The sequence below is a fragment of the Oenococcus sicerae genome (assembly GCF_004102045.2).
GTDB classification, from domain to species: Bacteria; Bacillota; Bacilli; order Lactobacillales; family Lactobacillaceae; genus Oenococcus; species Oenococcus sicerae.
Window position 1 is genome coordinate 406743 of sequence record NZ_CP029684.2, and the last position, 23371, is coordinate 430113.

Annotated in this window: 26 protein-coding genes and 1 pseudogene; 12 read left to right on the forward strand and 15 right to left on the reverse strand. The window is 40.6% G+C overall.

All coding sequences use genetic code 11. The features are described from left to right. Positions 1-18 precede the first annotated feature (18 nt). The 3 genes from DLJ48_RS02065 to DLJ48_RS02075 are packed head-to-tail and all read right to left on the reverse strand — an operon-like array spanning position 19 to position 885. Positions 19-261 (reverse strand): hypothetical protein, encoded by a 243-nt coding sequence (locus DLJ48_RS02065; RefSeq protein WP_128685471.1) that lies wholly within the window; start codon positions 259-261, stop codon positions 19-21. A gap of 10 nt (positions 262-271) precedes the next feature. After that, complete coding sequence (locus DLJ48_RS02070; protein ID WP_128685472.1) at positions 272-541, reverse strand: hypothetical protein; 270 nt, start codon at positions 539-541, stop codon at positions 272-274. A 35-nt stretch (positions 542-576) separates the two neighbouring features. Further along, entirely contained in the window at positions 577-885 is a 309-nt protein-coding gene (locus DLJ48_RS02075) for an ArsR/SmtB family transcription factor (protein WP_128685474.1), read from the reverse strand. Between the two features lie 63 nt (positions 886-948). Between DLJ48_RS02075 and DLJ48_RS02080 the strand changes: the two genes are divergently transcribed. Next, positions 949-1251 (forward strand): hypothetical protein, encoded by a 303-nt coding sequence (locus tag DLJ48_RS02080; RefSeq protein WP_243148645.1) that lies wholly within the window; start codon positions 949-951, stop codon positions 1249-1251. Positions 1252-1470: 219 nt separating this feature from the next. Here DLJ48_RS02080 and DLJ48_RS02085 read toward each other — a convergent pair whose 3' ends face one another. Continuing rightward, positions 1471-2289, reverse strand: coding sequence for a D-alanyl-D-alanine carboxypeptidase family protein (locus DLJ48_RS02085; protein WP_128685476.1), 819 nt, complete (start codon positions 2287-2289; stop codon positions 1471-1473). A gap of 195 nt (positions 2290-2484) precedes the next feature. Beyond that, the gene (locus DLJ48_RS02090; RefSeq protein WP_161566095.1) at positions 2485-2640 is read right to left on the reverse strand and encodes a hypothetical protein; all 156 of its coding nucleotides are present in this window, start codon (positions 2638-2640) and stop codon (positions 2485-2487) included. A 144-nt stretch (positions 2641-2784) separates the two neighbouring features. Between DLJ48_RS02090 and DLJ48_RS08690 the strand changes: the two genes are divergently transcribed. The 4 genes and pseudogenes from DLJ48_RS08690 to DLJ48_RS08555 all read left to right on the forward strand — a co-directional run bounded on the left by DLJ48_RS08690 (position 2785) and on the right by DLJ48_RS08555 (position 6499). Then, positions 2785-3264: a class III lanthionine synthetase LanKC N-terminal domain-containing protein gene (locus DLJ48_RS08690; RefSeq protein ID WP_478212220.1), complete on the forward strand. Its 480-nt coding sequence runs from the start codon at positions 2785-2787 to the stop codon at positions 3262-3264. 378 nt (positions 3265-3642) lie between these two features. Next, positions 3643-4845: a glycoside hydrolase family protein gene (locus DLJ48_RS02095; RefSeq protein WP_128685478.1), complete on the forward strand. Its 1203-nt coding sequence runs from the start codon at positions 3643-3645 to the stop codon at positions 4843-4845. A 50-nt stretch (positions 4846-4895) separates the two neighbouring features. Continuing rightward, positions 4896-5591: an ABC transporter transmembrane domain-containing protein gene (locus tag DLJ48_RS02100; protein ID WP_128685479.1), complete on the forward strand. Its 696-nt coding sequence runs from the start codon at positions 4896-4898 to the stop codon at positions 5589-5591. A gap of 119 nt (positions 5592-5710) precedes the next feature. Then, positions 5711-6499, forward strand: a pseudogene (locus DLJ48_RS08555) (ATP-binding cassette domain-containing protein). Between the two features lie 166 nt (positions 6500-6665). On the opposite strand, the gene DLJ48_RS02115 reads toward DLJ48_RS08555, so the two are convergent. Further along, positions 6666-7610 carry an AEC family transporter gene (locus DLJ48_RS02115; protein WP_128685484.1) on the reverse strand — a complete coding sequence of 315 codons (945 nt, stop codon included), beginning with the start codon at positions 7608-7610 and terminating at the stop codon, positions 6666-6668. After that, positions 7610-9235 carry a malolactic enzyme gene (locus tag DLJ48_RS02120; RefSeq protein ID WP_128685486.1) on the reverse strand — a complete coding sequence of 542 codons (1626 nt, stop codon included), beginning with the start codon at positions 9233-9235 and terminating at the stop codon, positions 7610-7612. The genes DLJ48_RS02115 and DLJ48_RS02120 overlap by 1 nt, the downstream gene beginning before the upstream one ends. An 82-nt stretch (positions 9236-9317) precedes the next feature. On the opposite strand from DLJ48_RS02120, the gene DLJ48_RS02125 reads away from it, so the two are divergent. The 7 genes from DLJ48_RS02125 to DLJ48_RS02155 all read left to right on the forward strand — a co-directional run bounded on the left by DLJ48_RS02125 (position 9318) and on the right by DLJ48_RS02155 (position 15873). Beyond that, positions 9318-10208, forward strand: a complete 891-nt coding sequence (locus tag DLJ48_RS02125) for a LysR family transcriptional regulator (protein ID WP_128685488.1) — start codon at positions 9318-9320, stop codon at positions 10206-10208. Continuing rightward, on the forward strand, positions 10208-11092 hold the full coding sequence (locus DLJ48_RS02130; protein ID WP_243148647.1) for a YihY/virulence factor BrkB family protein: 885 nt from the start codon (positions 10208-10210) through the stop codon (positions 11090-11092). The genes DLJ48_RS02125 and DLJ48_RS02130 overlap by 1 nt, the downstream gene beginning before the upstream one ends. 135 nt (positions 11093-11227) lie before the next feature. Next, positions 11228-12511, forward strand: a complete 1284-nt coding sequence (locus DLJ48_RS02135; protein ID WP_128685490.1) for an ABC transporter substrate-binding protein — start codon at positions 11228-11230, stop codon at positions 12509-12511. Then, entirely contained in the window at positions 12511-13374 is an 864-nt protein-coding gene (locus DLJ48_RS02140) for a carbohydrate ABC transporter permease (protein WP_128687061.1), read from the forward strand. The genes DLJ48_RS02135 and DLJ48_RS02140 overlap by 1 nt, the downstream gene beginning before the upstream one ends. Further along, positions 13364-14179, forward strand: coding sequence for a carbohydrate ABC transporter permease (locus DLJ48_RS02145; RefSeq protein ID WP_128685492.1), 816 nt, complete (start codon positions 13364-13366; stop codon positions 14177-14179). The genes DLJ48_RS02140 and DLJ48_RS02145 overlap by 11 nt, the downstream gene beginning before the upstream one ends. Before the next feature lie 71 nt (positions 14180-14250). Next, positions 14251-14535, forward strand: a complete 285-nt coding sequence (locus DLJ48_RS02150; RefSeq protein WP_128685494.1) for a hypothetical protein — start codon at positions 14251-14253, stop codon at positions 14533-14535. Positions 14536-14628: 93 nt separating this feature from the next. Then, complete coding sequence (locus DLJ48_RS02155; protein WP_243148692.1) at positions 14629-15873, forward strand: ABC transporter ATP-binding protein; 1245 nt, start codon at positions 14629-14631, stop codon at positions 15871-15873. A 30-nt stretch (positions 15874-15903) separates the two neighbouring features. On the opposite strand, the gene DLJ48_RS02160 is transcribed toward DLJ48_RS02155, so the two are convergent. Genes DLJ48_RS02160 through DLJ48_RS02195 form a run of 8 tightly spaced genes read right to left on the reverse strand, consistent with a single transcriptional unit; the run spans position 15904 to position 23363 of the window. Then, positions 15904-16686: a tyrosine-protein phosphatase gene (locus DLJ48_RS02160; protein WP_128685497.1), complete on the reverse strand. Its 783-nt coding sequence runs from the start codon at positions 16684-16686 to the stop codon at positions 15904-15906. A gap of 36 nt (positions 16687-16722) precedes the next feature. Continuing rightward, on the reverse strand, positions 16723-17352 hold the full coding sequence (gene upp, locus DLJ48_RS02165; RefSeq protein WP_128685499.1) for a uracil phosphoribosyltransferase: 630 nt from the start codon (positions 17350-17352) through the stop codon (positions 16723-16725). 25 nt (positions 17353-17377) lie between these two features. Then, the gene (locus DLJ48_RS02170; RefSeq protein ID WP_128685501.1) at positions 17378-18394 is read right to left on the reverse strand and encodes an L-threonylcarbamoyladenylate synthase; all 1017 of its coding nucleotides are present in this window, start codon (positions 18392-18394) and stop codon (positions 17378-17380) included. A gap of 2 nt (positions 18395-18396) precedes the next feature. After that, positions 18397-19224 (reverse strand): peptide chain release factor N(5)-glutamine methyltransferase, encoded by an 828-nt coding sequence (prmC, locus tag DLJ48_RS02175; RefSeq protein ID WP_128685503.1) that lies wholly within the window; start codon positions 19222-19224, stop codon positions 18397-18399. Positions 19225-19239: 15 nt separating this feature from the next. Then, positions 19240-20313 carry a peptide chain release factor 1 gene (gene prfA / locus DLJ48_RS02180; RefSeq protein ID WP_128685505.1) on the reverse strand — a complete coding sequence of 358 codons (1074 nt, stop codon included), beginning with the start codon at positions 20311-20313 and terminating at the stop codon, positions 19240-19242. A gap of 42 nt (positions 20314-20355) precedes the next feature. Next, the gene (accA, locus tag DLJ48_RS02185; RefSeq protein WP_128685507.1) at positions 20356-21126 is read right to left on the reverse strand and encodes a carboxyltransferase subunit alpha; all 771 of its coding nucleotides are present in this window, start codon (positions 21124-21126) and stop codon (positions 20356-20358) included. Further along, the gene (locus DLJ48_RS02190; RefSeq protein ID WP_128685509.1) at positions 21116-21985 is read right to left on the reverse strand and encodes an acetyl-CoA carboxylase carboxyltransferase subunit beta; all 870 of its coding nucleotides are present in this window, start codon (positions 21983-21985) and stop codon (positions 21116-21118) included. The genes accA and DLJ48_RS02190 overlap by 11 nt, the downstream gene beginning before the upstream one ends. Then, entirely contained in the window at positions 21972-23363 is a 1392-nt protein-coding gene (locus tag DLJ48_RS02195; protein WP_128685511.1) for an acetyl-CoA carboxylase biotin carboxylase subunit, read from the reverse strand. Before DLJ48_RS02195 ends, DLJ48_RS02190 begins: the two co-directional genes overlap by 14 nt. Positions 23364-23371 lie beyond the last annotated feature (8 nt).

The following is a 23371-nucleotide window of genomic DNA, read 5'->3' on the forward strand; positions in this document are numbered from 1 at the left end:
TTATCGATAGATGTCTAATTACTTTGATTTGGGTGTTTTCTTAGTGGCAATAAAACCATCCTTTTTTAAAAAATGGTAAGTCATGATAATTATTTCAACCGTAAAGGCAACAACGATTACAGCAATAAGCCCATATTTATCAGCAGCTGTAAAGGTTGAGAGACGCACTGTAAGAATCAGAAAAATAGCAGTAGCAATCCCTATTAATGGGTATAAAATTGCGTGGTATATAAAAAGCCAAGTCCGTTTATTTTCCTTCATTTTAATTACCTCAATTCAAATCCGCGTAACTAGGACCTTCAACCAAACTTAATTGCAGGCTTGTATCATTTGAGTTTCTATAGAAATTAGAGTGGATTTCATACTGCTTATCCCCTTCAAATGGGTTGCTCGTTATCTCAAGCCTGTTTCTGTCTCTGCTTGCTGTTAAGGCATCTGCAGCAACAACTACTCGAACAAATACATACGCAGCCAGTAAAGTCAAAACAATTGCTAATGCTGATGAGCCTATTCTGCCATGGGGAAAATAAACAGCCTTCATTATTTAGCTGCCAGGAGCTGATGGTTAAACAACCGTCAACGACGCTGACTTTTCCAGTTATCAACGATTGTCGCCAACAAGCCCGGAAATCTTTCATCGAGTTCTTTTCGACGTAGCGTCAGGTAGCTGTGAAGACCAGCGCGCCGAATCGAAATTAAAGCATTTAACCGAAGATTGCGATAATGCTGGGATAAATTGCTCTTTTTTCCCAAGTCATTAAAGATGGCGCAAGAACATTCTTTGTTTGTCATAAATAACACCGCGATAATTTCCAAGCGAATGGGATCACTCAATGATTTTAATAATTGCGTCAAATCTATTTTATTTATATTAATGTCAGGCATATTGGCCTTTCTTTACTTTTCAACTGTTCAGTATATACTAAACAGTTGAAAGAAGGAACTCGTATGAATTCAAGAGAAGAGACTATTCAGCGTTACTTTAGGCTTTCAGACATGGCATCCGATGATGATCAGGCACTCAATGGCATAATAGCTCTTTTTGCCAGTACTGCCATGGTTAAAGGCGCAAACGGAATCACAGCCAATAATCCTAATGATCTTGCCAATTTTTTTAAGAACTTTTTCGAAGATAATCAAGAGTTGCGGCATCTTTGCCGAGTTACGACTGATCGTGGTGAGTACCAAGCAGAGTGGTCAGTCGCAGGTCGTAAAAAAAACAGGTGGCCTGTTTGCCCTTCATGGTTTTGATCACTACCAATTTAATGCACAAAATAAGATAAGTTTTCTACAAGTTGAAATCAAACATTAGAAACGGTCTGCTCATCGCTATTGGAAGTAGCGGTTCAGACGTGCTCATTAAATCTTAGAAATATTTTCTATAATAGTAGATGCTTGAAGACCTATAGCCATACAGGTTGGTTTAATATTTGGTAAGATTCGTAAATTGTTTTGACTAATCCAAGAATCCTATCCCAATACATCCGTCAGCATTTTTTCCGATTCAATATAACAGTTAGTACCCTTGGGTTCCAAAAATTCAATGCGAGCAGCCAAGTAAACTGTGATATATCGACGTCCCTTCGCCTCAACAACACCAACAAAAGATTCCGTATCAGGCGAAGTACCTGTTTTCAAACCTAGCCATTTATGAGTTGGAATAGCTAAAAATTTAAAGCGATTCAAGTAGGGATAAACCTGACGATCAGTGACAAAATTGAATTTCATTTTTTGTGTCAGTGCTAGGATCTCAGGAAAATCGTTGACCAAATGGCTCGTCATTGTCAAAACTTCTTTGGCAGAAAAAAGTGGCTCATAGGAATCAGTCATTTCTGGATCTTGATAAGTCACTAAATCCTGGTTAGAAAGACCGGACGGATTAGGAATCACAGGATTATTGATCCCCCATTTTGCCAGCAGCTTGATCGTTTGTGCCTGCCAGTTGGCAATATTTTGGAAAATCTTTTCAGCAAACACAAAAGCAAAAGTATTTTCAGACAGGATGAAAAATGCGTCCAGTGCATCCTCCACTGTGTAACTTTCCCCTGTCGATAATTTAATTTCGGCCACTAGGTCACTCTTCGTAAAATCAGCGATCCTTTGGCTTGTTACCAAGCGATCATGCCAGGATAAAATTCCCTGCTTGATCGCATCATAGAGCTGATAAGTGATCAGCAATTTAGTCACAGACGCAATCGGCACTCTCGTATCGGGATTTTTCACCGCCAAAATATCGCCATTTAATTCGCCAACCAAAGCGACCGGTGCTAGTACTTGCAATGTTTTCATAAAATCCCCTTTAATATTGCCTATAGTTTACAAGATAAATCGCTGAACCAAAAAAGATCCACGCGAAGCGGATCCTTCTAAATCAGATGCCATAGTTAGAAAATTTGCATCAAAATCGGCACAACAACAACGAATTTTCGCCAAAAAGTTTACCATATGGTTACGATGGTTACGCAGTAAACTTTTCTCAACATATCAGAATATATTTGCAATACTAAAACTCTCTTGATCGTCTTCCCCGTTGTTTAAAGGCTTGAGTAAAATACCGTCTTCAGTGACATTTGGTAGGGAATTCAAAAAAAGTGAATTTATCTTCGTAACCGCCTGTTGTCTTTCTTGAACTTCAACCATTCGAATGACCTTCTTTGTATATTATTATCAACCGCCTCTTTCGCTTGTTGATTGCGCTTACTATACACTTTATTGAGACACTTTTTTAAAAATGTCTTCCTAAGGTGTATCCTTTTAGACTAAAAAAAGGGGGGGCAACTCTTAATGCTATTAGACACACATTTAATTAATACAAAAACTAGTACTCGATACGTTTTAACTGTCGGCCGAATATTTACTCAAATAGATTTCCCTGGTAATAAATTGAGAGACAGTTTTTGGAAAATTCATGTTTCAAGTATCCTGAATAATTATTTAACAATTTTACGAATTTGTAAAAAATATTTAATCACCCAGAATGTTGACTTCAAGTATGTAAACAAGATGGCCACCGCTTTCGATTTTATGAACAGTCAGACTGTCATGGGGAACGCAGGAAAACTGATAACTATTTATCCGACCAGCATCGCTCAAGCGACAACCATTATGGATCATTTGTCATATAAACTTAAAAATTTTGCCGGCCCCGAAATTTTAACAGACATGCCATACAAGGAATCTAAATGCGTATTTTATAGGTTCGGCCAAATAAATCACAATTTATCGATAATCGTGAACCTATTTTTAAAATACCGGTATGGATAAACAATCCATTTCCAATCCCGATAAATAATACTGGAACTGAATTACGACAAAAATATATGCTTCAGGGCATAATTAAGAGAAATAATTCAGGCAACGTGTATCTTGGTTACAGACTCAGCGACCACCAAAAAGTGATTGTGAAAGAAGCACGGAAATACATACTAAACAATGATGGATCTTTTAAAACGGAGAATCGGGAAAGTGAGTTTTCAATTAGTTTAGGCTTAAGACGAAAGGGGTTAACATTTATCCCTCTCCCTATTGAGAGAATATCAGAGAAGTTTTCTATTTTTTGTGTATAAACTTAATCCTCATTTGAGTTTAAACGATTATCCTTCAACTCAATCTCCTTTAATAGTTCCCAATTGGAGAAAATCTTTGAAGGAAGTTTTAAAAATTTCCTTATCGCTTACAAAACAATTAGATATTTTACACAAAAACGGTTTCGAAAATATTGATGTTTCCGATTTAAACATTTCTTGGGATGGCCATAAAACCGCATTTTTAGATTTGGATTCCTTGCAACGGAAAGGAGAAAAATCCTACATTAAGACTCAGATATATTGGCAAACAAATTTCGCTCAATATAATAATCAAGATCGTGACTTCAAGAGAGTAGCAATGCTTTTTCTCTATCTGATTGGAGATCAAAACTATTTCTTATCTCTCACTAATAATTTTGACAAGTCATATCATCTATTGACACATTGGGCACTACAAATTGGAACCAATCCTAGCATTTTTGAGTTTTTAGTTTTTATTATGCAAAAGCGTCAACTAAGCGCTCCCCTAATAGAGCGGAAAATTACTGATTCCATTAATTTTTTAACAAATGAGAAAAACGATACTTTGTCCGCAACAGATCAAAAGAAGAAAATTCAACAAATCGTATATCAAGCAGTGTTATTAGAAAAAGTTGTTTTCCCAGGAACACAAAAACCATTATCATCTTTAATTGATGAAATATCTTCCAACAAAGCGGCTGTGACTCATTTTCTTCAAACCAAATTATCAAACGATAGATTTGCTGCACTTAACATTGGTTTAAGCGGTTTGGCGGGAATTATCTATTTAATTGATCAGCTTCGTGATGATAACCTTCGACCAATATTTGACAAAATTATTCTTTCAATTCGACAACGAATGGTCTCAATCCAAGGCCGTAAATACGTAAAAATGTATAAATCTATCAATTCACCAATTTCGCCTTATTTATCAGACGGTTTCGCTGGGCTAGCCATTGTCACATCCAACCTTACTTTGCTCGATAAGGATAGTTTTGATTTTTGTAGTTATGCCAATAACTTACCTGTATGTTTTTCTAAATCGGCTGGTCTATGGGATGGCTTAAGTGGAATTGCATTAGCTCTGTTATCTGAATATCTAAATTCATCTAAACCAGATCCCAAATTACTAGTATGTGCAGAAAAATGCTTGAATAATGCACTCGATTTTCTTCTTGCTCAAAATTCACAATTGTATTTTGATGATTTTCATAAATATAAACTAACCAGTAATTATTCAAGGGGCCCACAGGGTTTTTATGATGTTATCGCTGTTTACTTGAATATAAAAAATTAAAAATCGCATTCAATTTAACGCAATGTGGTTAAACGATTAGGAGATTCCAAATGACAAAATCGAACTTGAATTTAAAATGGTTAGTCAAAAATGTGCCTTGGTGGGTCACAGCCTTAACAGTTCTGCTAGCGATCGGTGGTGCTTTTGAAGGTGTTATCAATGGTTACGCTTTTGGTCAAATCACAGCCATTGCAACACACGGGATCAGCAATATCTGGACCTTCCTTTTGCGTTTTGTCGCCCTCTACTTTCTCACTTATACCAGTCTCTACTTCTTTTCCCGTATTTCTAATCGAGCGTTAATGTACGCTAACATTGCCTTGAAAAACACCATGGCCGAAAACGCCTTTCGCGTCAGTTATCAGGACAACGACAGCAGCAAAGTCCTCAATCAAATTACAGCCGATGCCAGACAAATTCAAGATCGTTATTTCCTCAATTTGCCAATGGTGCTGCAAACTTTTTTTACAGGACTCGTGTCGACAGTATTCGTGCTCAGAGTCAATCTGGTATTAGGGCTGATCAGTATTCTGTTTGCAGCTATCAGTATTCTGCCCTCAATGATTGCCGGCGGTGTCTTGGATCAAGCTTCAAATAACTGGTCTAATCGAAACAAAACATATATTGGCCGCTTAAAAGAACTGCTATCAGGTGTTGCCATCATCAAAAATTATCAGGCACAGGTTCCGATGCTGCAGGGATTAAAAAGGATCTCAAGCGTACGGAAGAAGGCTATCGCATTCTAGGCAACAAAGAAATCCTATTCCAATATGCCGCTTGGCTTTGCTCAACTGTATCAATTCTAGGGCCAGTCGCGTTCGGTCTGGTTTTTCGCCAGTATCGTTTATTCAATGTCTCAATCAGCGTGATTATCACATTATTGTTGACTAGTGACCGTGTCATTTCATCAATTAAAGAACTAAGCGGCTATACAACAGCTATTAAGTCGACTCGCGGTCTAAGAAAAGACATCATTTGGCACAGATCATCCAATCCTAGTCAAAAAGCTCAGCTGCCAGCAGCACCTGAGCTGAAAATCGATCACTTGTCTTTTGGCTATGGGCAGCACCCAATTTTCAAAGACTTAAATCTGTTACTGCCCTACGGCAGTAAGCTCATGTTAAGCGGGGATTCTGGTAGCGGTAAGACGACTTTTTTGAATCTGCTGACGAATAATCTTCCGCCGACAGCAGGGTCAGTCCATTTTGGCGGACAGACAGTTAGCGACAATCAGTATGCTTACATCACACAAGAGAGCTGGGTTTTTGATGCAAGCGTCAAGGACAATTTGTAGTTAAATCAATCATTCAATGACCAAGACATGTTAGCCGCCTTAAAAAAAGTGAACTTGAACACAGAACTAGGTGCTGACCCGTTGACCTACCAATGCGGGGATCAAGGAAAGAATCTTTCTGGCGGACAAAAAGAACGGCTATCAATCGCTCGAGCTTTGTTAAGAAAACGTCCACTGTTTTTACTAGACGAAGTAACCGCATCTCTAGACCAGAGAAACTCTGAAAAAATTCGTGATATTCTCTATCAACTGCCTCAAACAGTTATTGAAATTGCCCATCATTATGACGACAAACAAATTGACAAGTATCATGTTCGCCACATTAAAATGAATAAAGATAATTTCACGGATTTAGCATAAACGAACTTGTCCATCCTGTATTGTCGTTTGATATCAGATAAACAGTGACAAAAAAGCGGCATCCCATCGATTCAATATCGACAACATGTCGCCTAGTAGACAACTAAATAGTCACTTTAACGTTTGAAGCAGCCCACAGAATAGTGGGTTTTAATATACTTTTACTTTAGATAATTTGCATCAAAATCGGCACAACGATGATAAACAAGACTGTTGAAGTCGTGACCACATTCGTGGCATATTCGACATCCCCATGACTTTGTCCCACCAAAATCGGCAAAACAGCTAGGCCAGGTGCGGCCGCTTGAATAATCAAAGTTGATGACTCTAGTTGAGGCATATTGCCGCCGAAGAGTTTGAGAATCGTAATCATGACGGCTGGTGCAATGATGAAACGACCAACTAAGGCTAGGATCGAATCACGATCAAAGTGAATGGACTTCAGGCCTGCATCGGCCAAAATGATACCAATATAAATCAAGGACATTGGTGTCACGATACCGCCGACCATGGAAAAAGTCGTTGTGACCCAGGCAGGAACTGGAATCGCAAGCAAGAGAAAGACAAGCGAGATCAGAAAACCAACCAAGGGCATCGGCAATAACTTTTTCCAATTGAAGGCTTGTTTATCTGACTTATCTTTCGTCGGATCGTCAGCAGAAATAAAGAAGACACCAATCGCCCAAGTCGAGATCGTATTCATCACATAATAAATCAAGAAGTAAGGCATCGATTTAGCACCAAACAAAGCTTGGTTTAAAGGCAGACCGATAAAAATCGTGTTGGCATTGACAAACATGTTGATAAAAGTGCCGCGACGACCAACACGTATCTTGAAGATTTTCGTAATTAAGTAAGCCAGAATGTAGCTGACCGCAAAACTCGCAGCGGCGAAAACTAAACCGCTCGACAAATTCAGTAACTTGGCTCGGGTCAAATAAGTTAAAACACTGACGAAAATCGACAAGGGCAAAGCAATATTCATGATCAGGTAAGAAATGTTTCCCTTAAAAGAATCACCTAGTTTGCCATTACGACGCAAGATATAGCCTAAGGCAATCACTAAAACAATTTCAACAACACTTTGGACACTTGTAATAAAGGCATTCATTAGTATTCAGGCTCCCATTTCAAATCGTCTACAGCTTTCTCAACATCATCGATTGGTTCACGATTCAATCCCTGCTCAACCGCTTTTTTAGCAACGGCAAGGGCAACTGTTTTGGAAAACTCAGCTAACTTAGCGACCGGCGGCAAGACGGCAGCCCCCACTTTATTGGTATCAACAATGCCGCCAAGGCTGTGAGCGGCGGCTGAAATCATTTCAGGTGTCAAGAGCTTTGATTTAGCGGCAATTGCGCCAAAACCCAGTCCCGGATAGATTAAAGCATTATTGACTTGGCCGATTTGATAAGTGTCGCCATTATATTGGATATCATCAACCGGCACACCATTTCCTACCAAAGCTTTACCATCTGTCCACTTCAACAAGTCTTCGGCTTTGGCCTCGGCTAATTTAGTCGGGTTAGAAATAGGGAAAATAATCGGCCGTTTCGTATAGCTGGCAATTTCTTTGACAATAGCTTCAGTAAAGGCGTTTGGATGAGTCGAGGTACCAACCAGAATCGTAGGATGGACGGCTTTAACAGCGGCCTGTAAATTAGTTAATTCAGCGGCATTTTTAAAATCAGCGCGTTTAGCTGCGAAAGGCTTTTGCTCGGGTGTCAAATCCGGATCGTCATCGAACAATAATCCTTGTTTATCAACCAAGAAGAAATGCTTTTTGGCTTCTTGATCAGACAGTCCTTCTTGCACCATTTCCTCGTGCAGCTGTTTGACAATGCCCATGCCGGCAGTTCCGGCACCAAAACTCATATAAGTTTGATCAGTCAGCTTTTCTCCAGAGATTTTCAAAGCACCAAGGATTCCCGCCAAAACAACGATCCCGGTTCCTTGAATATCATCATTGAAAGTCGCGATCTTGTCCTGATATTTATTCAAAATATTGGCTGCGTTAGAGCGACCAAAGTCTTCCCAATGAAGATATAAATTAGGGAAAACAGTCTCAATTTGGTCAACGAATTCATCGATGAAATCATAATACTGCTGGCCGCGAATACGATTAAATTTATTGCCAAGATATAGCGGGTCATCTAAAAGCTGCTGATTATTAGTGCCGCCATCGATCACGATCGGCAAAACGGAGGCCGGATCAAGACCAGAAGCAGCTGTATAAACCATCAATTTACCAACGGAAATATCGACTCCCTGCACACCCCAGTCGCCAATACCTAAGATACCCTCGGCATCAGTCACGACGACTAATTTGATGTCACGCCCATTGGCGGCATTTTTCAAACTAGCTGCGATGTTTTCCGGATGATTGATATCCAAATAAGCAGCGCCTTGCGTTTCAACAAATAATTCAGAATAATTTTCAATCGTATCAGCAATCGTCGGGTCGTAAACGATCGGCATAAATTCGACGATATGCTGTGAAAATAATTTGTAGAAAAGGACGTGATTCGTGTTAAAAATTTCCATTAGAAAATGACGTTTTTCTAAATTATTAACTTTGCTTTGATATTGTGCATAAGTCTGGTCGACTTGTTCTTGAATTGTCTGGACTTTAGCCGGAAGCAGGCCGTTTAAGCCAAGGGCTGTTCTTTCTGTCTCTGTAAAAGCGGTTCCTTTATTCTTAAAAGGATCATTTAAAATACTTACTGGATCTGTCATTTTTTCTCCTCAAATACATCGCCAGCATATGCCTCTGCCTTCCTTATAGTCAAAATTTATAAATGCGATAAAATTAATTTATATGAAATTCACAGACCTCGAATATTTCGATAAGCTATCGCACTTACAGTCTTTTTCGAAAACGGCTGATTTTTTTAATGTGAGTCAGCCGACTATTTCTTTTGCTCTGAAACGGCTAGAAAAGGAAATGAAACAACCATTGGTCAATCGTAATCGGTCGCATGATACTTTTTCTCTGACCGAGGCTGGTCAGATACTGGAAAAACATACTTTAAATATTATAAAAGAAGCCGTTGCTGCCCATGAAGAAATTGATCGAATCAGTCTGCCGACGATTGAATTTGGACTGCCGCAAATTATTGGTAATTATTATTTTCCAAAACTAGCCAAACATTTTATCGGCAATGAAATGTTCAAAAACATTGCGACCCATGAAGCTGGTTCGGACTTGCTCTTGAATGCTTTAAAGGATCGACGGTTGGATATTGCTATTATCTCATCGGTCGAGCCGCTAAATGTTGAAGGCTTAGAAGCAATCGAAATTGATCGCAAACAGTATTTGATCGTCGTAAACAAAGACCATCCGCTTGCCAGTCGAGAAAAGGTCAGTTTCCAAGAACTGGTTGATGAAAAATTCGTCGCTTTAAAAAAAGGATTTGTTCACCCGATCGCTTTTCGAAAGCTAGAAGAAACCTATAACATTTACCCAAAAATCCTTTATGAGACACCCGATATCAACATCTTAAAAAAAATGATCGCAGAAAAAAACGGTATCGCTTTTATTGTGGAAATCGCTGTCAGTAAACAAGACGGCTTGGCGACCCTCCACATCGATAATAAAAAAGTACCTGAATTTATTATTAGTCTTGTTTACAAAAAAGGGCTGAAAATGCCAGGAATTGAAAAAATCGTTGAAGAATTGAAAAACAACGATATTTTTGCAGAGAACTGATGCCGGCCATTAAAGAAGTTAAAAAACGTATGGCGGCTTGGGTAAACCGACATCCGACATTATTAAAAGCGAAACGTTGGGGCCGACTCTTTGGCAAATATTTTCAACAAGGCGACATTAACAATAACGCAATTATTTTGGCTTATTACTTGCTATTATCGCTACCGCCAATGATCCTGATTTTAGGAAGCATGCTCACTTACCTCAAAATCAGCGTCAGCACGATCCTCGCTTATATCACGCCCGTGATTCCCGATAATATCAGTAGTCTGGTCAAGCCTATTTTAATTTCTTTTCTGCAAAACGGCAGCAATGAAAGTCTCTCGATCGGTATCTTGATCACGATTTGGTCTGCATCAGGTTTGATCGCAACACTGCGCGGCTGCTTGAACCAAATTTATGAAACACAAAATAAACAAAATCCGATATTAGTCCGTTTTGCGTCCTTTTTCTTACTGTTAATTGCTCTGCTAGTTTTCATCATTGCCATGTCGCTGCTCCTATTTGGACAATCTATTTTTGATTTGTTCAAGAATCAATTAGGCCCGTCATTTTCTTGGTTATCACAAGTGTTTTACGCGAAAAACATCATTCTATGGTTCGGCATGTTTGTATTGCTGATACTGCTTTACTATTTCATCCCCAAGCAAAAAGTCTCATTCAAATATATCTGGATCGGCGCTCTGTTCGCTTCTGTTTCTTGGCTGTTGTTAGCAAATGGTTTTCAATTATATGTCGATAATTTTGCCAAACAAATTTCTTCTTATCACACGATCGGTGTTTTCATTTTGCTCATGTTTTGGCTGAACTTTTCTAGTTATATTATTTTGATCGGTGCCGTCATCAATGCCAGCTGCCAAGATTATCTCCAACACAAAAAATAAGCCTCGACTGCTTAACCTAATTGAAAGACGTTCGTTATGTAAATGAAAGCACTTTCATAATATAATGGACTTAGCACCATTGTTTTCAATAGTTCGGATGTCACTCTTTATGCCCTTGACTGGAGGTGAGTATCTATGCACTTTAAGAAAATTTCTTTGTGGTTATTATCATTTTTTTGTTTGATCTCTCTTAGTTATTTAGGCTTATCTAATCGGCAGTCAAGCAGCAACAGCACAACGATTGATTTCTTCAATCAAAAGCCTGAAGTTGCTGAGAGTTATCAGCATTTAGCAAAACTTTATCAAAAATCCCACCCCAATATTAAAATCAAAGTTACGACCGTGGGAAACAGCAATGGTGCCTCTGCGCTGCAAGCAAAATTTATTTCCGGCGATGCGCCAGATCTTGTCATGCTGGGTGGTTTGCCAGAAGTTGACCGCTATCATAATAGATTGATCTCATTAGATAACATGGCCATTCAGAAAAAAATCATACCTTCGTTAAAAAGCGGTGGTCGAATTTACGGCAAAATTTTAGGCATACCTGTCGATCTAGAAGGCTACGGCTGGTCATACAATAAAGCTGTTTTCCGTAAAGCCGGCATTGATGTCAAACAGATTCACGACTACGCTAGTTTTAAAGCAGCTGTTCAAAAAATTGCGAGCCAAGAAAAGCAACTGCATTTGTCAGGCATCTTTGCCTTCAATGGCGCCGATACAGCTTCAATTAGTTCTTTTTCAGCACAATTTTTGTCGCAAGCCTATCACAATAATTTGACGAAAGCCTATCATAGCCAAAATTTAGATTGGCAATATAGCAAACAAATGAAGGCTTATACGGATCTGATAAAAAAATATAACGTACAGCCGATCTTATCTGTCCGCTATGATGCTTCAGTCGAAGACCTGTTTTTCAATGGTAAAGTCGCCATGGTGCCGCAAGGCAATTGGATCATTCCGACCTTAGACGGCTTAAAGAAAAATTTCACTAAAGACAATCTCGGTATGCTGCCTTACTACGTCAAAGGTCGATCAAAAATCATGACCGGTTCATCTTGGTATATCGGTATCACTAACGAACATCCAGCCAAAGAAAAAGCAGCCAAAGCTTTCCTGAATTGGATGTACACATCGACCGCCAGCGAGAATGTGATCGTTAACGAAATGCGCTATGTGCCAGCCACGATCAATTTTCCTTTAAGCAAGCTGCCAGATCCTGTTTCCAAAGAAATTTATAAGATCGGCACCAGCAAACAGGCTTCGGTTCCTGTTCATAAACAATTTCCTAATGGTTTCAGCCAAGAAGTGATCGGCCCGAATATGCAACGCTACTTCGCAAATAAAATGAGCTGGCAGAATTTCATTGACCAGACTAGCCGCAAATATAATCAGTTGCGGCAAATTCAAGGAGGTAAATGATGTTTGCAAAAAAATATGATTATTGGCTATTTGTGCTACCGAGCTTATTACTCATTGGCATCGTCATCATCATTCCTTTTTTGATCGGTATTTATTATTCTTTCACCAACTCCAATGGCATTAGCGCAACTTGGATCGGTTTGAAAAATTATATCCTGCTTTTTAACGACACTAATTTTCTGCAAAGCTGTGCTTTAACTCTGTCATTCTCTCTTTTGTCAATTGTCGGCATTAATTGGATCGCCTTGAGCTTTGCCTTATTGGTCACACATCGCAATAATCGTTTGAATCGACTTTTGCGGACAATTTTTTTCATTCCTAATCTGATCGGCGGCATTCTTTTAGGATTCATCTGGCAGTTTATTTTCGTACAAGTCTTTGGTGCTATCGGCAGCCAGTTGCACCTCTCTTTTTTCAACGGCTGGCTCAGTTCACCAACGACCGGTCTATGGGGACTGGTCATTCTTTTTTGGTGGCAAATGAGCGGTTATGTCATGCTGATCTATATTGCATTTTTGAACGCTATCCCGATCAGCACGATCGAATCGGCTCAATTGGATGGTGCTAACGAAGGACAGATCTTCTGGCACATCAGGCTGCCGCAATTAGCGCCAGCGTTCACGATCAGTTTGTTTTTAACATTGGCAAATTCCTTTAAACTCTACGAGCAGAACTTAGCCTTGACCAACGGCGGTCCATATCGCTCAACTGAAATGATCTCGATGAATATTTACAACACGGCCTTTGTCAATTACCAGCAGGGCTATGCACAAGCAGCTGGTATTCTGTTATTCATATTCGTAGCATTGGTTTCGTTTGGCCAGCTATATTTCTCGAGAAAGGGGGAGAAAAATGAAGACTAAATTGGTGCGGACCGTCACAGTGCTGATCAGTGTTATTCTGGCTTTTTTCTGGCTTTATCCCTTTATTATCATTTTTATTAATTCTTTAAAAACAAAATCAGCGCTCTTCGCTAATCCACTGACGATTTCCAAATCATCTTTTAACAACTATATCCAAGCCTTTAAAGACCTGGATTTTGTCCAAAGTTTCTTTAATTCGCTGCTAATTACCGTTTCTAGTGTCATACTGATCACAATTTTAGCTTCTATGGCAGCTTATGCTTTGGCCAGAACAAACAGCAAAATCAGTTCAATTATTTATTATTTATGCGCTGCGACAATGCTGATCCCTTTTCAATCCATTATGATCCCCTTGATTACTATTTTTGGGAAAATCGATTTCCTGAATCGTTTTAGCTTGATTTTAATGAACACTGGCCTGTCATTAAGTCTGTCAATTATTTTATATTATGGTGCATTTCTTGGTGTTCCTAGAAGCATTGACGAAGCTGCCATGCTCGACGGTGCTAACACGATCAAAGCGTTCTTTGGCGTCATCTTGCCTGCAGTCGCACCAATGACCGGAACCGTGATTATTTTAAACGCCATGAAAATCTGGAACGATTACCTGCTTCCTTCTTTAGTGATCAATAAAGATGGTATGTATACGATCCCGATCAAAATGTATTATTTTTTCAGCGAGACTAACAGCCAATGGCAGTTGGCCTTGGCTGGTTTAGTCCTGGCTATCATGCCGATCATCATCTTGTTTATTCTGCTGCAAAAGCAAATCATGCACAGCGCTACTGAAGGCGCTATTCAATAGCAACTTATTCAAATTTTAGTGCTTGTGTGATTTATGTTGTACAATTGTCGACAATGCAGGAGATGAGCGGGATGAATCAGGCTAGTGCTAATAAAAATCTGAATTTTAAATGGGTCGTTAAAAATCTACCCTGGTGGGTATCGCTGTTCGTCATTTTATTTGCAATCGGCGGTTCTTTTGAAGGCGTGATCAACGGTTATGCTTTCGGACAGATCACAGCGATCGCAACCAATGGCGTTAAAAATATCTGGTTATTTGTTGGTTGTTTCGCTATGATTTATTTTTTTATCTATACCAGTCTGTATCTTTTCATCCGCTTACAAAATAGCGCTGATAAGTACTTGAATATCGCCTGAAAAAAAGCGCTGATCCAAAATGCTTTTCTGACCAGCTATTCGGAAAAAGACACCAATAAAGTCTTAAATCAAATTACAGCCGATGCCAAGCAGATCGAGCAGCGCTATTTTTCAAGTTTAGCAATGTTGATGCAGTCAGCCTTTGCAGCAATCGCATCAGCTTTCTTTGTTTTAAAAATAAATTTCGTTTTAGCCATCATTAGCATGATTTTTGCAGCCTTAAGTATATTGCCATCTATCTTTGGCGGTGCAATGCTGGACAGAGCTTCTTTAAAATGGTCGAATGCCAACAAAAGTTATCTGGGTCGTCTGAAAGAAGTCTTAGCTGGTGTTGATATTATTAAAAATTACCAAGCTGAGAAACAGATTTTAAAATCAACTAACAACAAACTTGTTGGCAGCGAAAATGACTACGAATCATTAAATAATAAACAGTTTTTGTTTCAATATTTCGCTTGGCTGCTGGCTGTGGTTTCAATGATCGGCCCTTTGGCTTTCGGCCTGTATTTTCGTCAAGTTGGCCTTTTTAATGTCACGATCAGTACGATCATCACCCTGCTGTCAAGCAGCAGCAGTGTTGTCAGCAATTTAAGATCAGCAATTCAATATTTTTCTGCAATCAAAGCGACACACGCGTTAAGACAAGCAATCATTCCAAATGCCGAGACACATGACCAGTCGTCAGCAGCGCCATTACCTAGCAAACCAGAATTAACGATCAAGGATCTTTCCTTTGCTTACAAAAATCATGCGATTTTGGATGATGTTTCCCTATCGTTGCCTTATGGCGAAAAGCTGCTTCTGAGCGGCGATTCCGGTACCGGCAAGTCGACTTTTTTAAATTTATTAACGAATAAGCTGCTGGCACAAAAAGGCAGCATCACGCTTGGTCAGCAGCAGATTCGCGCCAATGATTACGCCTACATTACGCAGCAGAATTGGGTTTTTGACGCTAGTGTTCGTGACAACCTCACACTAGATCAAAATTTTTCTGATCAGCAATTAGTAGAAAGTTTAAAAGAGGTCAATCTCGATCAAGAACTAAGCAATGACCCACTGGACTATCAGTGCGGTGAGGAAGGTAAAAATCTTTCCGGTGGTCAAAAACAAAGACTGTCAATCGCACGCGCCCTATTGAGAAAACGCCCCCTACTATTGTTAGACGAGATCACAGCGGCGCTCGATGATCGTAATTCCGAACGTTTAAGAAATATTATTTATCAATTACCACAAACGATTATTGAAATCGCTCATCATTACAATGACCAACAGATCGCAGAAAATCAGGTGTTGCACGTTCAATTACGAGCGGGGAAAATCGTTAAAGTACTTGGCTAAGGTGAGGATCGTCTCTTGTTTGCTACCAGACTAATCTAAATATTTATCGCGCAAACGATCCAGCTGATCCTGATCAAGGTCAAGATAGCGTTTTAAATAATTTTCCGGGCTGCCAGCTAGCTGAATCATTGCCGAAAAAGCATTTTCCAAATAATCTCGATCCGTCAGCCAAAAGCCTTTAAAATTATCAATATCAATCTCGCTGGCCTGGTGACGGACTAAGCGTGCTAATTCAGCCTCATTTTCTGTCTGATTATAATCATCCGTTAAGACATAATCCTGAAAAACAGTCTCTTTATCGACACCTAAAGCAGTCAAAAAAAGGGCCGTCCCCACGCCAGTACGGTCTTTTCCTTTTGTACAGTGAAATAAAATCGCGCCCTCTTCATTTGCTAATAAATAATTAAAAAACTGTCGGTAAGCCCTTTGGGAAAAATTATCTGTGATCAGACGTTCATAAGTCTGCATCATTTGCTGATAGGCAAAACCCGAACTGTGTGCAAGCTGGTGCATTTGTTCGCGGCTGAGCGTTGAGTAAGTTGTATCCTCGTCTAAAACAGGCAGCTCGATATCCTCAACCGAGTCTGGATAAATATCCGGATCATTCAAGCGCTCATCTAGCGTTCGAAAATCAATGATTTGATGAATACGATGGTGCTTTAAAACTTTTAAATCATGACTGGTCAAATGCGTTAAAGCAGCCGCTCGAAAATTCTTGCCCCATGTCGTCTTCCGACCATCAAAACCTATATAGCCGCCTAAATCACGGAAATTACTGGCACCTTTGATATTTAAAGCACGTTTTTCAAACATATCACCTCAAAAGAAAAGCCGCCAGAGCGGCTGAAATTATTTTGTTCCAAACAAGCGATCACCGGCATCGCCAAGGCCTGGCACGATATAACCATTTGCATTCAAGTGATCATCAAGTGCAGCTGCAAAAATATCAACGTCCGGATTAGCCGCTTGAACAGCTTTAACGCCTTCCGGCGCAGCAACAAGGACCATTAATTTAATATACTTAGCGCCACGCTTTTTCAGAGCAGCAATCGCATCCTTGGCAGAACCACCAGTCGCCAGCATTGGATCGACTACGATGACTTCACGCTTATCAATGTCCTCTGGCAGCTTAACAAAATATTCGTGCGGTTCTAAAGTCTTCTCATCACGGTACATGCCGATATGTCCAATTCTTGCCGCCGGAATCAATTTAACAACACCGTCAACCATGCCAAGACCGGCACGCAGAATTGGTACGATCGCAACTTTTTTGCCGGTTAATTGCTTAACTGTTGCATGAGCTACGGGTGTATCGATCTCAACATCCTCTAATTGCATATCGCGGCTGACTTCATAAGCCATTAAAGTCGCGATCTCGTCAACTAAGTCGCGGAAATCTTTCGTACTTGTATTCTTATCGCGTAAAATTCGCAATTTATGTTGAATCAGCGGATGATCAATTACTGTAAATTTAGACATTTTTTTAAAACCCTTTTCTATACTATCATTTAGACTCGAAATGTTGACCACCAGCTGACTTTTCCAAACGATTCATATACGCCTCGCCAATACCTTGAAGGGGCAGGCCTTCGACATAAATTCGTTTCACTTCTTTTTGATCATCAAAAAATCTTAAAGCCGAGAACAATTCTTCAGTCGCCGAGGCAGCTGTCTCGCCCAAAGACCAAGAATCCTGCCTGCCAATTTCTAATCTGGCCAAACTATCATCTAAAGCCGCAACGACATCCCCCTTTTGCAAGTTTTTTTTCAGATCACCTATGTCTAATTTAGTGAAAATAACGACTTCTTTGCTAGGCGCATAATGACGATACTTCATGCCAGGTGCCTTGGGTGCCATCCCGGCAGCAACTGAGATCGGACCAACTGGATCAATTACTTTCTCAGCCAGGACTTCAGCAATATCATCAGCTGTTACGATCCCTGGGCGCAGAATCGTTGCCTGCTTCACCGACAGATCAACGATCGTTGATTCGACACCGACCGTCGTGGGACCATTATCAATGACCGCATCAATGCGACCAGCCATATCGTGTAGAACATGCTCCGCTGTAGTCGGTGACGGTTTCGTGGACAAATTTGCTGACGGACCAACGATCGGTTTTTTCAATAAGCCGATCAAAGTACGTGTTGCTGCGGTTTCCGGATTGCGAAAGGCAGCCGTTTTCAAACCTGCCGTCACATTATGCGGCAGCAGTTCATCGCTAATCAAAGGCAGGATCAGTGTCAGTGAACCCGGCCAAAATTTGCTAATTAATTTCTCGGCTCGCTGATTTTTTTTAGCAAACCGCCACAACATATTTTCATCAGACACGGTGACGATCAAAGGATTATCGTGAGGTCTATTTTTGGCGAGAAAAACTTTTTCGACAGCTGCAGAATTGGTTGCATCGGCGCCAATGCCGTAAACAGTTTCGGTCGGAAAAGCGATCACGCCGCCGTCAGCTAAAATATGAGCCGCAGTCTGCAAATCCTCGTCAGTTGTTTTCAATACTAATGTCATTTTTAATTTCTCCATCCAATAAATCGATCTAATCCAGCCATATCTTGAAAAATCGTTGCCTCAGCTTTGGGAAAGTTCGCTTTAATTAATGCTTTTATTGCATCTCCTTGACGATAATCCATTTCCAAAATTGCGTAACCATCCGCTTTTAAATGCATCGTCATCTGAGGAATCAAGCGACGATAAATATCTAAGCCATCCTGACCGGCAAATAAGGCTTTATGCGGCTCGAAATTAAGCACTTGATCATCAATGTCTGTTTCATCTGTCTTGACATAAGGTGGATTAGAAACGATCAAATCAAAGCGTCCGTTCACATTTGCCAACAAATCAGATTTCATAAAGCGTACCTGCATCGCTGATAATCTTTGCGAGTTTTTTTGTGCAACGGCTAGCGCATCATGGTCAATATCAACGGCCAAAACGTTTTTCGCCTTTAATTCCAGCGCCAGCGTAATCGCCAAGTTGCCACTGCCGGTGCCCACATCAAGAATTGAAAAATCTTGATCCAAAGGCAGCAGCACAGCATCTTTAACATGATCGATCAGTTCAGCCGTCTCAACTTCTGGAATCAGCACACGTTTATCAACGAAGAAATTGCGCCCGTAAAAATTCGAAAAACCCAAAATATATTGTACCGGATGACCAGACTCGACTTTTTTAAAATCGGTTCTCAATTTATTTTCAGTCTGCTTGGGAATATCATCAGCAAATTTCAGCAGCAACTCCGTATTGTTCAACTTTAATTCACCACGCAAAAAAACGTCGATTGTTTGAAAATCAACTGACGTTTTAAAAAAATCATTTCTAATTTGACGTAAAGTAGCCATTAACTTTTATTATAGTTAAATCATCGCTTCTAGGCGCTTAGCTTGGTCTGCAATTATCAAAGCATCAATAATTTCTTCCAAATCGCCATTAATGACGCGGTCTAATTTGTTCAAAGTAAAGTTGATGCGGTGATCAGTCACCCGATTCTGAGGAAAATTATAAGTACGGATTCGCTCAGAACGATCGCCGCTGCCAATTTTGCTGCGCCGTTGTTCATCGTATTCATCACGATTTTCCTGAGCAAAATGGTCATAGACACGCGAACGCAAAATTTGCCAAGCTTTGGCGCGATTCTGCTGCTGGGAACGCTGTTCTTGCATTTCAACTTTAATCCCTGTTGGCAAATGAACCAGCCGAACAGCCGAACTGGTTTTATTGATATGCTGGCCACCAGCACCAGAGGAACGATACACATCTTCTCTGACGTCTTTGGGATCAATTAGACCTTCTGTGTCAACATCCTCAAACTCCGGCATCACACCAACTGTGGCAGTACTCGTGTGGACTCGGCCTTGAGTCTCCGTGACAGGAACGCGCTGCACGCGATGAGCACCGGATTCAAACTTCAATTTGCTATAAACATTCTCTCCAGAAATATTGACCACAACTTCTTTAAAACCACCAGCCTCGCCAGGCGTATCATCAACGATCTCAAAGTGCCAATTTTGCGACTGCGCATAATGTGCATACATTGATAAGAGATCGCCGGCAAATAAATTAGCTTCGTCCCCGCCAACAGCACCACGAATTTCCATGATGATATTTTTATCATCATTAGGATCCTTGGGTATCATCAAAATTTTCAGCTTTTCTGATAAAACTGTCTGCTGTGGCTCTAAAGCGGCTAATTCTGTTTTCGCTAAATCAGCCATTTCCTTATCAGCAAGCAGCCCTTTATCTTCAACGATTTGAGCTGTGATGTGTTCGTATTGGCGATAAACCTCAACCGTTGGTGTGATCGCACCGAGTTCTTTGGCATACTCCGTGTATTTATTGCTGTCGGAAATAACATCTGGATCAGCAAGCAATTCATTTAATTCATCAAAACGATCAACGACATTTTGGATTTGTGCGAAAATTTTATCCATCCATATCAGTATAAGATAGATGTTCTTTGAAAAAAGCAGTCTTTAAAACTTGCGAAAACGTTGATAACGTTGTTCGACTAATTGCTCAGGACTCAGCGCAAATAACTCGCTGAATGCTGAAAAAAGCTGCTGTTTTAAACCAGCAATATCCAAAGGTTCCGGCAGAATCTGTTCAACAACGCCAGCATCCAACAAATCATGCGGTGTTAAACCCATCACTTCGGCAGCCTCCGCCGAGCGTTTAGCGTCCTTCCATAAAATCGAAGCAAAGCCCTCAGGGGACAAAACAGCATACTCACTATGCGCCGTCATCCAAACACGGTCACTGCTGGCCAAAGCTAACGCACCACCGCTGCCGCCTTCACCAAATATAACTGCAATAACCGGCACTTTAAGACTCATCATGGTCGCAATCGATGAGGCGATCGCCTCTCCCTGACCGGCTTGTTCTGCATCAACGCCTGGAAAAGCACCAGGTGTATTGACCAAAGTTAAAACAGGTCGATGAAATTTTTCAGCCTCCCGCATCAAACGAATTGCTTTTCGGTAACCCCACGGTTCAGGACTACCAAAATGCGTTGCTAATCTGCTTTTGACATCATGACCTTTTTGAGTTGCGATCAAGGTCAGCGGTTTATCCAAAAGATAACCAATACCAGCAATGATAGCTGGATCATCAGCTGTGTTTCGATCACCATGGAATTCATGAAAATCGGTCACTAATTGGTTGATCAGCGGCCAACTATCTGTTTTATCATCACTGCGGGCTTGTTTCACAACTTCAGCGGCTGATAATTGTTGATCACTTGCCATAATCAGTCCTCCAAACATCATTTTGATTCAGTGAAAGCAGCTGCAGCAACTCATCCGCTAATTTTTCTCGCGGCACGATTTCGTCTACAAAACCATTCTTCTGCAATTGTTCAGCACTTTGAAAATCATCTGGTAATTTTTGGTTCATGGTTTGTTCGATCACGCGACGACCCGCAAAACCGATCAAAGCTTTTGGCTCTGCGATCGTAATGTCAGCTTCCATAGCAAAGCTGGCCGTTACGCCGCCAGTCGTCGGATCAGTCAAAACCACTATGTATAAAAGACCTGCCGCTTTGTGGCGATTAACAGCTGCTGTCACTTTCGCCATTTGCATCAAAGAACGAATGCCTTCTTGCATACGTGCACCGCCAGAAGCTGTAAATAAAATAACTGGCAATTCGTGAAGCGTTGCTCGTTCAAACAACCTTGCCAGTTTTTCACCTGTAATCATACCTAAACTGCCCATAATAAAATAAGGATCCATAATGCCTAAAGCAACGGATTTTTTTTCAAGAAGTGCCAAACCGGTCCAGACACTATCGTTTAATTTGGTTGTTTTCTGAGCATGCTGTAGTTTATCTGCATAACCCGGAAAATGAAGCGGGTCTTTTGTCACAAGATCCATATCCCATTGGACATAATCTTTCGTCAAGAGTTTCAATCTTTTGTAAGCGGTTAGGCGAAAACCATAGCCACATTGCGGGCAGACATCGAAATTGCCAAAACGACGATAGTAAAAACGGTTATGGCATTTAGGACATTCACGCCAGATTCCCAAGGGTATCTGTGTTGAATAGCGATTCAGCAGTTTATCAGTCTGCTGTTTTGAATAATCTTTTAGGCGATCAAACCAAGTCATTTATTTTCTCCTCGGCCAAGTGATCGATCCATGTTGGCAAAAAATCATCTTCAATATAATCAGTTGTTGCATTGCCGCTTACAACGGCGGGCGAATGCATCAAGGCTTGCTGAAATTTAATATTAGTCGTAACTCCTTCTATCGACATTTCCGACAACATGCGGTCCATGATCGCTAAAGCCTCTTGTCGAGTGGGACCGTGAGCAATTAATTTGGCGATCATCGAATCATAAAAAGGCGAAATAGTACTACCGGAATCAACGCCGGAATCAACACGCGCGCCCGGGCAGCCGAGTGGGAAATGAAGCGACTTAATCCGGCCAGCCTGCGGTAGAAAATTGTGAACAGGATCTTCCGAGTTGATCCGACATTCAATAGCTGTACCATGAATGTGAATATTTGCCTGCGTCAATCCTAATTTTTCACCAGCGGCAACAGAAATCTGCATTTTGACTAAATCAATACCGGTCACCATTTCCGTGATCGGATGTTCAACCTGCAAACGCGTATTCATTTCCATAAAATAAAAATGATGCTGTTTGTCCATTAAAAATTCAAAAGTACCGGTATTCAAATAATCGATCGTATCAGCCGCCTTTCTTGCAACCGACAATAGATAATCACGCTCAGATTGGTCTATAACAGAACACGGGCTTTCTTCCACCATTTTTTGGTGGCTTCGCTGCAGCGAACAATCACGTTCCGGGAAAGCCAGTACGTTACCAAAACAATCGCGCATAATTTGCACTTCAACATGCTTGGGTTCTTCGATAATTTTTTCAATATACATTGATTGATCATCAAAAGACAATTCTGTTTCTCGTTGCGCAGCAGGGAATTTTTTCATGAGGTCCTTGCGATCTTTGATGACCCGAATACCCTTGCCACCGCCACCGGCCGCTGCTTTTAACATGATCGGATAATCAATTTTATCCGCTAGTGCCAAGGCCTGATCGATGCTCGTAATCGCTTCATCGCTGCCAGGAATTACAGGAATGCCGTGCGCTTTCATCGTATTGCGAGCGTTGGATTTATTGCCCATTAACTCAATCGTGGCTTCTTTAGGACCGATGAAAACAACGCCGCATTCAGCACAAACCCTGGCAAATTCGGCATTTTCAGATAAAAAACCAAATCCAGGATGGATCGCATCAGCACCAGAAAGAACGGCGGCACTGACAATGTTTTGAATATTAAGGTAGGAATCTTTAGGCTGCGGTCCACCAATGCAAACAGCGATATCTGCTAATTTAACAAATAAGCTGTCTCGATCAGCTGTCGAATAAACAGCAACTGATTCAATTTGCATTTCGCGCAATGCTCGAATAATCCGAACCGCTATTTCACCACGGTTAGCAATCAAAACACGTTTAAACATTTAATTTA

Bases quoted from the DNA above. Each gene is read 5' to 3' on its own strand.
- DLJ48_RS08690 (WP_478212220.1), top strand. From the start codon at position 2,785: ATGCTATTAGACACACATTTAATTAATACAAAAACTAGTACTCGATAC.
- prmC (WP_128685503.1), bottom strand. From the start codon at position 19,224: ATGGCTACTTTACGTCAAATTAGAAATGATTTTTTTAAAACGTCAGTT.
- DLJ48_RS02195 (WP_128685511.1), bottom strand. From the start codon at position 23,363: ATGTTTAAACGTGTTTTGATTGCTAACCGTGGTGAAATAGCGGTTCGG.
- DLJ48_RS02090 (WP_161566095.1), bottom strand. From the start codon at position 2,640: ATGGTTGAAGTTCAAGAAAGACAACAGGCGGTTACGAAGATAAATTCA.
- DLJ48_RS02130 (WP_243148647.1), top strand. From the start codon at position 10,208: ATGCCGGCCATTAAAGAAGTTAAAAAACGTATGGCGGCTTGGGTAAAC.
- DLJ48_RS02075 (WP_128685474.1), bottom strand. From the start codon at position 885: ATGCCTGACATTAATATAAATAAAATAGATTTGACGCAATTATTAAAA.
- DLJ48_RS02170 (WP_128685501.1), bottom strand. From the start codon at position 18,394: ATGACATTAGTATTGAAAACAACTGACGAGGATTTGCAGACTGCGGCT.
- DLJ48_RS02145 (WP_128685492.1), top strand. From the start codon at position 13,364: ATGAAGACTAAATTGGTGCGGACCGTCACAGTGCTGATCAGTGTTATT.
- DLJ48_RS02085 (WP_128685476.1), bottom strand. From the start codon at position 2,289: ATGAAAACATTGCAAGTACTAGCACCGGTCGCTTTGGTTGGCGAATTA.
- DLJ48_RS02190 (WP_128685509.1), bottom strand. From the start codon at position 21,985: ATGACTTGGTTTGATCGCCTAAAAGATTATTCAAAACAGCAGACTGAT.
- DLJ48_RS02125 (WP_128685488.1), top strand. From the start codon at position 9,318: ATGAAATTCACAGACCTCGAATATTTCGATAAGCTATCGCACTTACAG.
- upp (WP_128685499.1), bottom strand. From the start codon at position 17,352: ATGTCTAAATTTACAGTAATTGATCATCCGCTGATTCAACATAAATTG.
- DLJ48_RS02140 (WP_128687061.1), top strand. From the start codon at position 12,511: ATGTTTGCAAAAAAATATGATTATTGGCTATTTGTGCTACCGAGCTTA.
- DLJ48_RS02100 (WP_128685479.1), top strand. From the start codon at position 4,896: ATGACAAAATCGAACTTGAATTTAAAATGGTTAGTCAAAAATGTGCCT.
- DLJ48_RS02070 (WP_128685472.1), bottom strand. From the start codon at position 541: ATGAAGGCTGTTTATTTTCCCCATGGCAGAATAGGCTCATCAGCATTA.
- DLJ48_RS02065 (WP_128685471.1), bottom strand. From the start codon at position 261: ATGAAGGAAAATAAACGGACTTGGCTTTTTATATACCACGCAATTTTA.
- DLJ48_RS02115 (WP_128685484.1), bottom strand. From the start codon at position 7,610: ATGAATGCCTTTATTACAAGTGTCCAAAGTGTTGTTGAAATTGTTTTA.
- prfA (WP_128685505.1), bottom strand. From the start codon at position 20,313: ATGGATAAAATTTTCGCACAAATCCAAAATGTCGTTGATCGTTTTGAT.
- DLJ48_RS02135 (WP_128685490.1), top strand. From the start codon at position 11,228: ATGCACTTTAAGAAAATTTCTTTGTGGTTATTATCATTTTTTTGTTTG.
- DLJ48_RS02150 (WP_128685494.1), top strand. From the start codon at position 14,251: ATGAATCAGGCTAGTGCTAATAAAAATCTGAATTTTAAATGGGTCGTT.
- DLJ48_RS02080 (WP_243148645.1), top strand. From the start codon at position 949: ATGAATTCAAGAGAAGAGACTATTCAGCGTTACTTTAGGCTTTCAGAC.
- DLJ48_RS02120 (WP_128685486.1), bottom strand. From the start codon at position 9,235: ATGACAGATCCAGTAAGTATTTTAAATGATCCTTTTAAGAATAAAGGA.
- accA (WP_128685507.1), bottom strand. From the start codon at position 21,126: ATGGCAAGTGATCAACAATTATCAGCCGCTGAAGTTGTGAAACAAGCC.
- DLJ48_RS02160 (WP_128685497.1), bottom strand. From the start codon at position 16,686: ATGTTTGAAAAACGTGCTTTAAATATCAAAGGTGCCAGTAATTTCCGT.